This is a genomic window from Sphingobium sp. RAC03, from assembly GCF_001713415.1.
GTDB lineage: Bacteria > Pseudomonadota > Alphaproteobacteria > Sphingomonadales > Sphingomonadaceae > Sphingobium.
Window position 1 is genome coordinate 1,918,812 of sequence record NZ_CP016456.1, and the last position, 12,131, is coordinate 1,930,942.

Consider the following 12,131-nt stretch of genomic DNA (forward strand, 5'->3'; position numbering starts at 1 on the left):
TTAGTAGATCCCGCCCTGATCCTGCAAAAAGTCGCTGTCGGTACGCTGGCGGCGCTGGCCGGACGCGGCCTTGGCGGCGGCGACCTTGGCCTGCGCCTCGGCCTCTTCCTTGCGGATGGTGCGGCGCGGTTCGGATTCGGGCTTGAACGCTTCCCAGATGACGGCGGCTTTCGGCTCGCTGGTCGGCCAGGCACCATAGACGCGCTTGCCCGACCGCCGGTCGATCGGTACCATGCGGATGCCCGCCGGGGCGACGAAGGGCGTCTTGGGCATGGTTTCCAGGATCGGGGCCATCGCCGCTTTCCAGATCGGCGCGGCGATACGGCCGCCCTGCGCCCAACCGCCCAGGCTGCGCGGCTGATCATAGCCGATATAGACCCCCGCGACGAGGTCGGGCGATCCGCCCACGAACCACACATTGGTCGGGCCGTTGGTGGTGCCGGTCTTGCCGAACAGCGGGCGCTTCAAATCCGCCAACACCGTCGCAGTGCCGCGCTGGACCACGCCCTCGGTAATGTGGACGACCTGATAGGCGGTCATCGGGTTCATGACCTGTTTGCCCTCCATGCCGAAGCGGGGCATCGGCTTGCCGTCCCAGTTCGCCATGTTGCATCCGTCGCACGGCCGCCACCGTTCGGGCCAGATCACCTTGCCGCGCCGGTCCTGCACATAATCCATCACCTTGGACGGGAATTGCCGCCCCTGATTGGCCAGCGTCGCATAGGCGTTGACCATCTTCTCCACCGTCGTTTCCCCCGCGCCCAGCGCGAAGGAGAGGTAGGGCTGATAATCGCCGATGCCCAACCCTTTGATGGTCCGCACGACCTTTTCCATGCCGGTCTGGCTGGCGGCGCGCACGGTCATCAGGTTGCGCGATTGCTCCACGCCCCAACGCATCGTCTGCGGCCCGGCGCTGCCGCCGGAGAAGTTGCGGAAGCATTTTTGCCCCAGGCCTGCACCCTGATAGACGCATAAGGGGCCATCGACGATGATCGAGGCAGGGGTCATCCCGCTGTCGAGCGCAGCGGCATAGACGAAGGGTTTGATGGTGGAACCAGGCTGGCGCATCGCCTGCGTCGCTCGGTTATAGGAGGAGAGGCGCGCATCGAACCCGCCCTGCATCGCGCGAATGCGGCCCGAATGCACTTCTTCCACGACCATGCCGCCCGACACTTCGGGAATGTTGCGCAAGGCCCAATTGGCACCATTGCGCGCCACGACGATCAGGTCGCCGGGCTGCATCGCGGAAAAGGCCGGGCCACCGCTCTTGCGATAGGCCATTTGCGCCGCGCTTGCGGGCAGAGTCCCGGTGCTGCCGTCGGCAAAGCCGATCTGCGCTTCCGAAGAGGTGCGGCTGATGATGACGGCGACGCGCCATTCGGCATAATCGACGTCGATATAGCTGGCCGCCAGTTCGCGTTCCCAGCCATTGTCGATCTTGATCTTGGCGACCGGACCCGACCAACCACGCCCGGCGTCGAAACGCAGCAGGCCGTTGCGCAGGGCGTTGGCGGTGCTGTCCTGCACCACCGGATCATAGGGGCTGCGCACCCACAGGCCACCGGCATAGACGCTGTTGGGGCCGTCCTCCGCCTTTTCGCCGAACAGGCCGATCAGGCGACGACGCACTTCCTCCATATAATAGCCGCCCGCGCGCGCATCGAAGCTGGAACTGTGCATGGCGACCGTGCCGAGCGGCAGCGCCGCCGCCGCATTGCGTTGTGCAGGCGTGATCCAGCCGCTCTTCACCATCTCGCCCAGCGCCCAGTTACGCCGGTCGAGCGCGCGCGCCATGCCGCTTTCGCTTTCGGGGCGATAATTGGCCGGACCCTTGGGCAGGATCGACAGATAGGCCATTTCATGCAGAGCGAGGTCAGCAACGTCCTTGTTGAAATAGGCGCGCGAGGCCGCCTGCACGCCATAGGCATTCCGGCCGAGGAATATCTGGTTGAGATAGAGTTCGAGGATCTGCTGCTTGCTCAGCACATTTTCCATGCGGTAGGCGAGGATCATCTCCTTCACCTTGCGCGTGGGCGAATATTCATCGCCGATCAGCAGATTCTTGGCGACCTGCTGGGTGATCGTCGAACCGCCGCGCGCGCGCTGGCCGGAGCCGAGCTTGCTCGCATAATCGACCACCGCGCCCGCAAAGCCGGGAATATCGACGCCATGATGTTCGAAGAAAGTCTTGTCCTCCGCCGCCAGATAGGCGCGGATCAGCAGCGGCGGATAATCGCTATATTGCAGCTGGACGCGCCGCTCGCGGGCATAGCTGTGGACCGGCTGGCCATTGATATCGCGCACGATCGTCGGCAGCGGCGGCTCATATTCGAGCAGCGTCGCGGCATCCGGCAGACCGCGCGCGAAGATCAGCCAGAACAGCAGGCAAGCGGTGAGGAATCCGCCCAGCGCAATCGCGCCCCAGCGCACCAGCCGCCGTTGCCACAGGCGACGCAACAGCCCGCCTGCGCCACTGGCGTCGCGACGCAAGCGATAGGCAAAGGATGACGGGGCGGTATCGGGGCTGGCCTCTTCCATGGGTACGAGGCTCTAGGGTCAAATTGCGGGCAATGCCAGTATGGATCGACGCGCTGAAAGCTTACCCGCCCGCCGTGCCGCTCCGCATCGCCAGCTTCCGCGCGAAATGGACCTCGATCGCGCGGGCCACGCCGCGCGCGATCTTGGACTGCCCTTCGCGCGATGACAGAAACGCAGCGTCGTCGGCATTGCTGATATAGCCGGTCTCGAACAGGATTGAGGGCGTATCCGGCGCTTTGAGCACCATCAGCGACGCGAAGCGATGATAGCTGCTGCGAAACGGCACATAGGGTGCGGCCTCGCGCTGGAGCAACCGGGCAAAGCTCGCCGAAATGTTGAGCGATTCGCGCTGGGTGAGGTCAATGAGGATCGAGGACACGTCGCCCGACTGGCCGCCCAGATTGACGCCATTGATGATGTCGGCCTTGTTTTCGCGCGCCGCCAGCCGTGCCGCCTCGCGGTCGGACGCGGTTTCCGACAGGGTATAGACGGTCGCGCCCTGCGCCTGCGTATTTTCCGCTGCGTCGGCATGGATGGAGATGAACAGGTCAGCGCCCAGTTTGCGCGCGATGCCATAGCGTTCCTGCAGAATCAGATATTTGTCATCGTCGCGGGTCAGCGCGACGCGCACCCGGCCCGATTTGACGAGCTGGTCGCGGATCGCCTGCGCGATCGCCAGCGTCACATCCTTTTCGCGCTTGCCCATGTCGGTGTTGATCGCACCCGGATCATGGCCGCCATGGCCAGCGTCGATCACCACCAGCGGCCGCGCACCATCGCGCGACCCTTCGACTGAGGGCAGCGAGACGCCGCGTGCCGCCGCCGGGATCGGCACAGTGATCGAATGGAGCCGCTTTTGCGGGCGGGCCGCCATCTCGGCAGGCGCGTCGAAGCGCATGCGGCCCTTGCCCACTTCGCTGCGAAAGCGGCTGTCGGTCACGCCCTGCAGCGCGAAGCTCAGCGATTTGCCATCGGCGGCGATCTGTGCCTGGTCGAGCGTGGCGGGGCTGGCGAGGTCCAGCACCACCCGCGCCGTGTCCTCGCTTAGCTGCCCCTGTCGCACGGCTGACACCGCGCTGCTGGCGGGGGCGAAATGGCCGCGTCCGACCTGCGCACCATCGATATCCAGCGCGATCCGGCGCGGCGCGTCCAGCAGGAAGGCCGACGCGCCATTCACCCGATCATCGAAGCGGACGACGACCCGGTCATTCTGCACGAAGACACCGGAAATACCACCGGCGCTGCCGGGAACCGACAGGGCGATCGTGCTTGCCAGGGCAAGGCTCAGAAACATGTACCGCTTGTGCAACGCAGCCCAGTCAGCCGTCCAGCCAAATTTCATGCTGTTTACATCCGTCCAGCGTCCCCACGCTAAAGACCGGGTTAAGCATCGCCGCCTTGGATTCGGTAAAATGAGAGAGTTAACAGCATTTTCAGCATGAAGCGGCAGAAGGGGCGCGGCGGACGGTGTCCGCGACATAATATTTCCTGCAGCCGTTGCTCCCTACCGCTTTGGCTGCTACCCATTCACATTCCTGCAATGTCCGTCTTTTCCATACGGCGCGGCGCAGGCCCAAGAAGACGGCAGGTTGGCGCGATCCGCGCCGCCGCGCCGATGTTATGAACAGGTTGACGCTGCATGAGGCATGAATTTCCATCCACGCTGACCCCGGCAACGGGCGTCGCGGCGTGGTTGGTTCGGCCCGGCGCCATGTCCGGCCCTGCCGACGCAGCAGACGCGCAGTTTTTCCATCTAACCCGGACGATGCCGACATCCGCGCCCTTACCGGCGCGCAGGCGGCCGTCCCTTCACTATCGCATGGTGGCCCGGCCCAGCGCCGTCGACCGCCATCGCCGGAGAATCATAAATGACAATGCGTATGCTGATCGACGCGCGCCACCGGGAAGAAACCCGTGTCGCGGTCGTCAAAGGTAACCGGATCGAAGAATTCGACTTCGAATCCTCCGAGCACAAGCAGCTCAAGGGCAATATCTATCTGGCCAAGGTGACGCGGGTCGAACCCTCGCTCCAGGCGGCCTTTGTCGATTATGGCGGCAACCGCCACGGCTTCCTCGCTTTCAGCGAAATCCACCCCGACTATTATCAGATCCCGCGCGAAGATCGCGAAGCCCTGCTGCGCGAAGAGCGCGAGCACGCCGAAGAAGAGGCCGCGTTGCGCGCCGACTTCGACGATGAGGACGAGGATGGCGAGGGCGTCGAGATCGTCGAAGCGACGCATCATCATGACGATGATGAAGATAGCGCACCCGAAGGCGAAGCGGCCGAGGGCGAGGCGTCCGAAGGTGGTCGTCCGAACCGGGGCCGTCGCGGCAAGCCCGGCGATGATGCGGCCGAGGAACTGCGCCGCAAGCGCATGGCGCTGCGCCGCCGCTACAAGATTCAGGACGTCATCAAGCGCCGCCAGGTGCTGCTGGTCCAGGTCGTCAAGGAAGAACGGGGCAACAAGGGAGCGGCCCTGACCACTTATTTGTCGCTCGCCGGTCGCTATTGTGTGCTGATGCCGAACACCAGCCATGGCGGCGGTATTTCGCGCAAGATCAGCAACGCGGCCGACCGCAAGCGGCTGAAGACGATCATCGCCGAAATGGCGCTGCCGTCGTCCATGGGCTGCATCGTCCGCACCGCCGGGCTTCAGCGCACCAAGCCGGAAATCAAGCGCGACTTCGACTATCTCGCCCGCCTGTGGGACGAGATTCGCGAAAAGACGCTGCAGGCCGCCGCGCCCGAACTGATCCACAATGACAGCGACCTCATCAAGCGGGCGATCCGCGATATCTACAATAAGGATATCGAAGAGGTCATCGTCGAGGGCGAGGAAGGCTATCGCGCCGCCAAGGACTTCATGCGCCTGCTGATGCCGAGCCATGTGCGCCGCGTGAAGCAATATGCAGACCCTGTATCGCTGTTCCAGCGCGCCAGCGTCGAAGATCAGCTGGCCGCCATGTACAACCCGGTCGTGCAACTGAAATCGGGTGGCTATCTGGTCATCAACCCGACCGAAGCCTTGGTGTCGATCGACATCAACTCCGGCCGCTCGACCCGTGAACATGGCATCGAACAGACCGCCGTCGCCACCAACCTGGAAGCCGCGCGCGAAATTGCGCGCCAGTTGCGCCTGCGCGACATGGCGGGCCTCGTCGTCATCGACTTTATCGATATGGAGAATAACTCCAACATCCGTAAGGTCGAGAAGGCGATGAAGGAAGCGCTGCGCGACGATCGCGCCCGCATCCAGGTCGGCCGCATTTCGGGCTTCGGCCTCATGGAAATGAGCCGTCAGCGTCTGCGCACCGGCGTATTGGAAGCCTCGACCCGCCAATGCCCGCATTGCGAAGGCACCGGCCTTGTCCGCACCGCCTCGTCGGCGGGCCTGTCGGCGTTGCGCATGCTGGAAGAAGAAGCGGCCCGTGGTCGCGGCAACTGCATCACCCTGCGCGCCAGCCAGGAAGCGGCCTTCTACGTCCTCAACAACAAGCGTCGCGAACTGGACGAGATCGAGCAGCGCTATGGCGTGCGGATCGAAATCCTGCCCGATGGCGAAGTCGAGGGCGCGCGCATGTCGGTCGAGGCCAGCGGCCCGCGCCCTGAGCGCGTCGTAAGCTACGCGCCGCTGCCCGAAGACGACGAGGATTTCGACGTCATCGAGGAAGAGGAAGAAGCGGAAGTCGAGGAAGAAGAGGCTGAAGAGCCCGAAACGCCCGCCGAAGCCGCCGACCGCGCTGAACGGGGCGAGGATCGCGAAGGCGGTCGTCGTCGTCGCCGCCGTCGTCGTCGTCGTGGCGGTCCGCGTGAGGATGGCCAGACCGAAGGCGCCGCCGAGGGTGAGGGCGCTGTAGAAGGCGATAGCGAAGCCGATGCCGACGCAGAGGGTGAAGCCGAAGCCGAGCCGGTCGAAGCCAATGACGGCCCCGAAGAGGAAGGCGGCGCACGTCGTCGCGGTCGTCGCGGTCGTCGTGGTGGTCGTCGCCGTCGCGAAGGTGGTGATGAGACTGTGAACGCGGAAGCAACCGAATCGGCCGACGCCGAGCCGGTCGTGGAAGACGCGCCGGTCGAGCAAGCGCCCGTCGAGGAGGCTCCTGCAGAGGACGCCCCCAAGACTCGCCGCCGTCCCCGTGCCCGCAAGCCCAAGGCTGAAGCCGAAGCGGTCGTAGAGACCGTCGAAGCCCCGGCCGAAGCGGTTGTCGCCGAGGAAGCGCCGGTCGAAGCCCCGGTCAAGCCCAAGCGCACCCGCCGCACCAAGGCGCAGATCGAAGCGGAAGCGGCTGCGGCGGCCGAAGCACCGACTGCCGAGGAAGCCCCAGCCAAGCCCAAGCGCACCCGCCGCAAGAAGGCGGACGCCGTGGCCCAGGATGCCGCACCGGACGCCGCGATCGAGGCAACTGCTCCGGTCGAACCGACACCGGCACCGGTGGCCGAATCGGTCGTCGCTGATGGCGATGCGCCAGAAGCCCAGAGTGACGACGGGCAGAATGAAGACGGCACGCCCCGTCGCGGCTGGTGGCAGCGCACCTTCGGCCAATAAGCCGGACGGGACGCCACCGCCATGAACAAGCGCCGCTGCCCTGCCGGTCCCGACCGGAGCGCAGCGGCGCTTTTCGTTTCGCCTCGCTTCACGCGCGGTTCAGGGCGACCATGGCACCGCGCGGCGGTGATGGTTTGCTCTCCTACATGCCACGGTCACCGCTGATGCGGGGCCGGTTGAAACTCGTCGCGCTCGCGGCCTTGGCGCTTACCAGCGTCGCGCGCCCCGCGCTGGCGCAAAGCATCTTGCGCGATGCCGAAACCGAAGCGTTCATGGCGGATATGTCCGCCCCGCTGGTCAAAGCGGCCGGCATGCAGCCGCGCAATGTCGAGATCATGGTCATCAACGACCCCGAAATTAATGCCTTCGTCGCGGGCGGCCAATATGTCTGGGTGCATAGCGGCCTGATCGCGCAGGCGGACAATGTGAACCAGGTACAGGGCGTGGTCGCGCACGAACTCGGCCATATCGAGGGCGGGCATATCGTCCGCTTTGGCGAGGGCATGCGCGAAGCCACCGGCGTGACGCTGCTCAGCCTGGTGCTGGGCGCAGCGGCGATCGCGGCGGGCGGCGCGGAAGCGGGCCTAGGCATCATGGGCCTGGGCCAGCAGGCCGCGATGAGCCGGTTCCTCGCCTTTTCGCGCGGGCAGGAAAGCTCAGCCGATCTGGCGGGTGCGCGCTATCTGAGCGCCGCGGGGGTCAGCGGCAAGGGCAGCCTCGAATTCTTCAAGAAGCTGCAAAATCAGGAATATCGCCTCGCGATTCCGCAGGACAATAGCTACGGCCGCACCCATCCGCTGTCAGGTGAGCGCATCAATGTGCTGCGCGAAGTCTATACCGTCGATCCGGCATGGGAGAGGCCGGTCGACCCGCGGCTTGAAGCTCGGTTCGAGCGCATCAAGGCGAAGCTGGTCGGCTTCGTGTCCGAACCGACGCAGACATTGATCAAATATCCCGAAAGCGACCAGTCGATTCCGGCCCATTATGCCAGGGCCTATGCCTGGCACAAAAGCGCCTATCCCCAGCGCGCCTTGTACGAGGCCGACGCGCTGCTCGCGGCTGCGCCGAACGACCCCTATTTTCTGGAACTCAAGGGCCAGATATTGCTCGAAAGCGGCCGCCCCAAGGATGCGGTCGCGCCCTTGCGCGAAGCGGTCAAGCGCACCAACCAGCCGTTGATTTCCGTCCTGCTTGCCCACGCTCTGATCGCGACCGAGGATGAGGCCAATTTCGCCGAAGCCGAAGATGTGCTCCGCATTGCGGTAGCGCGCGACCGGGAAAATCCCTTCGCCTGGTATCAGCTGGGCGTGGTCTATGCCCGCCGTGGTGACACGCCCCGCGCCGCGCTCGCGACGGCGGAACGCTATGCGATGATGGGCCAGCATCCCATGGCGCTGCGCAGCGCTGACGCCGCGATGCAGGGGTTGCAGCAGGGCACGGTTGACTATCTGCGGGCGCAGGATATCGCCATGACCTCGCGCGCGGCGATCGAGCAGCAGCGGAAGAAAAGATAAAGATGACAGACCAGCCTCGGCCCAGCTTTCGCGCGGCCCTTTCCAACAGGACGATCCAGATGACTCTTGGCGCTATCGCCTTTATCGCGGCCGCCGCTGGCACTGCGCTCGCCGTGCAGGCACCCACCAGCGTCGCCGCTACCGATAAGGCGGCGATCGAGAAGATCGTCCATGACTATATTCTCGATCACCCGGAGATCATCCCGCAGGCGATCGAGAAATTGCAGTCCAACCGCATGTCGACCACCATCAGCGACAATCGCGCCGCGCTTGAAAAACCCTATGCCGGGGCGTGGGAAGGTGCGGCCAATGCCGACGTCACCGTGGTTGAATTTTTCGACTATGCTTGCGGCTATTGCCGCGCCTCGCTGCCCGACCTTGCCAAGCTGGTCGCTGCCGATGCCAAGGTGAAGGTTGTCTATCGCGAACTCCCCATCCTGTCGGAAGAAAGCAGCGACGCAGCCAAGGTCTCGCTGCTCGCCGCCGAACGCGGCCAATATATGGCCTATCACAAGGCCATGTATGGCGCGGGCCGGGTAACGCGCGACAGCATCATCGCTGCGGCGGGCAAGGCGGGGATCAGCAAGGCCGACGCCGAAGCCGCCATCGCATCGAGCAAATATGACGCCGAAATCCAGTCCAACATCGCGCTCGCCCAGAAATTGCAGGCGAGCGGCACGCCGACCTTCGTGATCGGCGGCCAGGTGTTGAACGGCGCGGTCGGCTATGAGGCGCTCCAGAGCGGTGTCGCCGCCGCGCGCGGGAAATAATCATGCCTCCGTTCGGTTCGAGCCTGTCGAGAACTCTGGCGCCAAGGGTTCTCGACAGGCTCGAACCGAACGGTAGTCAACGCCAAGCTCCACCATTGACTTCCACCCCTCCTTTGCCTATCGGACGCACCCTGACTTGCGGCCGCTGCTTTGGCGGCCCTTTTTTGTCACGCCCGATTCTCTAGTTGTTTTTTGAGGAATGAACGATGAAGCGCACTTTTCAGCCGAGCAATCTGGTTCGGAAGCGCCGTCACGGTTATCGCGCCCGCATGGCGACCCCCGGCGGCCGCAACATCATCCGCGCCCGCCGTGCGCGCGGTCGCAAGAGCCTGAGCGCCTGATCGACCGGCCGCCGTCGACCGCGCCTGCCATAATGGGCAGACGGGCCGATTTTCTGGCGGCCAATCGCGGCAAGCGCGCACCGATGCCGGGCTTCGTCCTGCTCGTGCGCGACCGTGCCGATGGCGATCCGGCGATGCGCTTTGGCATCACGGTCACGAAAAAAGTGGGCGGCGCCGTCATCCGTAACCGGATGAAGCGCCGCTTTCGCGTTCTCGCGCGCGAATTGCTGCCGCTCCATGGCTTTGCCGGTGCAGACCATGTGCTGATCGGTCGCGATGGCGGGATCGAGCGCGATTTCACCCTGCTGCGCACCGAATTGCAAAAGGCGCTGGGCAAGATCGCGCGCGCGCCGCAAGCAGGCGACAGTCCGCCGCGCCATGGCGCGCGGGCAGCGCATGGCCGGGGCAAGGGCGGGGGCAGCGGCGGGGACAGGGGCAAAGTCCCATGATCGGCCGCCTGCTCATCCTGATCGCGCGCGCCTGGCAACTTGGTCCTTCGCGCATCCTGCCGCCCTCCTGCCGCTTCGCGCCCTCCTGCTCGGAATATGCGATTCTCGCGATCCGCAAATATGGCGCGATCAAGGGTAGCTGGTTGGCGGGCAAGCGGCTAATGCGATGCCACCCATGGGGCGGGTCGGGCTATGATCCGGTTCCCTGATAAAGACACAAGAGACGGCGGAGCCGAATAGCGTGGACGACAAGAAGAATATCATTCTCGCGGTTTTGCTGACCGCAGCGATCCTGTTCGGCTGGCCCTATGTATCGGGCTATTTCTTTCCGGCCGCCAATCCGCCCGTCACCCGGATCGAAGGGGGCAAGACCACGCCGGTCGCCAATCCCGCTGCCGATCCGACCGCCGACAGCCCCGCCGCGATTCGCGACCGCGCGATCGTGCTGAAAGAAGGGCCGCGCGTCCCCATCCGCACGCCCAAGCTCGTCGGCTCGATCAACCTCAAGGGCGCGCGCATCGACGACATCGTCCTGCCGACCTATAAGGAAACGATTGCCAAGGATTCGGCCAACGTTCGCCTCTACAGCCCGGCCGGGACGCAGGACGCCTATTTTGCTGGCTTTGGCTGGCAGGGGGAGGGGCTCAAGACCCCGAACAAGGACACGGTCTGGACGGCGCAAGGTAGCGCGCTCACGCCGACCAGCCCCGTCACGCTGACGTGGAACAATGGCGCGGGCCAGCTTTTCGAAATCCGCCTGTCGGTCGATGAAAATTACATGATCACCGCCGCGCAGAAAGTGTCGAACAGCGGCACCGGCACGGTCGGCGTGAAGCCCTATGGCTATATTAGCCGTACCGGCGTGCCCAAGGACCCAGACACCTGGACCATCCATATCGGGCCGATGGGCGTGTTCAACAACGCGGCCAATTACGACGTCAACTATAGCGATCTCGACGAAGGCCCCTCGACCCGCGAGTTTCAGTCGAAGGGTGGCTGGATCGGCTTCACTGACAAATATTGGCTCTCGGCGCTCGTGCCTGGCAAGGATGCCGATTTTGCGGGCCAGTTCCGCAAAGGGGCAGGCACCCAGTATCAGGCCGATGTCGCGCTCGGCTCGACCATGCTCGCGCCCGGCAAGGCCGTCACCCAGACCCAGCGCCTGTTCGTCGGCGCCAAGGAAGTCAAAACGCTCCAGGCTTATGAGCGCGATGGCGTGAAGCTGTTCGACCGCGCGATCGACTGGGGCTGGTTCTACTGGTTTGAACAGCCGATCTTCGCGCTGCTCCACTGGCTGTTCGAAACGCTCGGCAATTTCGGCGTCGCCATCATCTGCCTGACCTTCGTGGTCCGCGCGCTGATGTTCCCCGTCGCCCAGCGCCAATTCGCCAGTATGGCCGCGATGCGTGCGGTGCAGCCCAAGATGAAACTGCTGCAAGAGAAATATAAGGACGACAAGCCCAAGCTCCAGCAGGAGATGATGGCGCTTTACAAGACGGAGAAGGTCAACCCGCTCGCGGGCTGCCTGCCCATCTTCATCCAAATCCCGATCTTCTTCGCGCTCTACAAGGTGCTGATGCTGACGATCGAAATGCGCCACCAGCCCTTCGTGTTGTGGATCAAGGATCTGTCCGCGCCCGATCCGCTGCATATCCTCAACCTGTTCGGCCTGTTGCCCTTCACCCCGCCATCCTTCCTGGCGATCGGTGTGCTGGCGGTGCTGCTCGGCATTTCGATGTGGTTGCAGTTCAAGCTCAACCCGGCCCAGATGGACCCGATGCAGCAGCAGATCTTCTCGATCATGCCCTGGATGATGATGTTCATCATGGCCCCCTTCGCGGCAGGCCTGCTGGTCTACTGGATCACCAACAACTGCCTGTCGATGGCGCAGCAATGGTGGCTCTACAAACGCCATCCTGCGCTCAGCGTGGCGACGGCAACGAAGTAACGAAGCGGCTTTCCGTCCTCCCCTGGC

9 protein-coding genes are annotated in these 12,131 nt (G+C 64.3%); 7 read left to right on the plus strand and 2 right to left on the minus strand.

Annotation, left to right across the window (positions count from 1 at the left end; genetic code table 11):
- Together BSY17_RS13870 and BSY17_RS13875 are read right to left on the minus strand one after the other, a co-directional pair.
- Entirely contained in the window at window positions 1-2,538 is a 2,538-nt protein-coding gene (locus tag BSY17_RS13870) for a penicillin-binding protein 1A (protein ID WP_069065939.1), read from the minus strand.
- A 61-nt stretch (window positions 2,539-2,599) separates the two neighbouring features.
- Entirely contained in the window at window positions 2,600-3,880 is a 1,281-nt protein-coding gene (locus BSY17_RS13875; protein ID WP_069065940.1) for an N-acetylmuramoyl-L-alanine amidase, read from the minus strand.
- 526 nt (window positions 3,881-4,406) lie between these two features.
- On the opposite strand from BSY17_RS13875, the gene BSY17_RS13880 reads away from it, so the two are divergent.
- The 7 genes from BSY17_RS13880 (at window position 4,407) to yidC (ending at window position 12,104) form a co-directional block, all read left to right on the plus strand.
- Window positions 4,407-7,082: an Rne/Rng family ribonuclease gene (locus tag BSY17_RS13880; RefSeq protein WP_216095559.1), complete on the plus strand. Its 2,676-nt coding sequence runs from the start codon at window positions 4,407-4,409 to the stop codon at window positions 7,080-7,082.
- Between the two features lie 164 nt (window positions 7,083-7,246).
- Complete coding sequence (locus BSY17_RS13885) at window positions 7,247-8,596, plus strand: M48 family metalloprotease (RefSeq protein WP_069066982.1); 1,350 nt, start codon at window positions 7,247-7,249, stop codon at window positions 8,594-8,596.
- A 2-nt stretch (window positions 8,597-8,598) separates the two neighbouring features.
- The gene (locus tag BSY17_RS13890) at window positions 8,599-9,366 is read left to right on the plus strand and encodes a DsbA family protein (RefSeq protein WP_069065942.1); all 768 of its coding nucleotides are present in this window, start codon (window positions 8,599-8,601) and stop codon (window positions 9,364-9,366) included.
- A gap of 206 nt (window positions 9,367-9,572) precedes the next feature.
- Window positions 9,573-9,707 (plus strand): 50S ribosomal protein L34, encoded by a 135-nt coding sequence (gene rpmH / locus BSY17_RS13895; RefSeq protein ID WP_006959075.1) that lies wholly within the window; start codon window positions 9,573-9,575, stop codon window positions 9,705-9,707.
- A gap of 32 nt (window positions 9,708-9,739) precedes the next feature.
- A complete protein-coding gene (rnpA, locus tag BSY17_RS13900; protein WP_069065943.1) occupies window positions 9,740-10,156 on the plus strand; it encodes a ribonuclease P protein component in 417 nt (138 codons plus the stop codon).
- Entirely contained in the window at window positions 10,153-10,365 is a 213-nt protein-coding gene (gene yidD, locus BSY17_RS13905) for a membrane protein insertion efficiency factor YidD (RefSeq protein ID WP_043150905.1), read from the plus strand. The genes rnpA and yidD overlap by 4 nt, the downstream gene beginning before the upstream one ends.
- 32 nt (window positions 10,366-10,397) lie before the next feature.
- Complete coding sequence (yidC, locus tag BSY17_RS13910; RefSeq protein ID WP_037473508.1) at window positions 10,398-12,104, plus strand: membrane protein insertase YidC; 1,707 nt, start codon at window positions 10,398-10,400, stop codon at window positions 12,102-12,104.
- The last annotated feature ends 27 nt before the right edge of the window (window positions 12,105-12,131 follow it).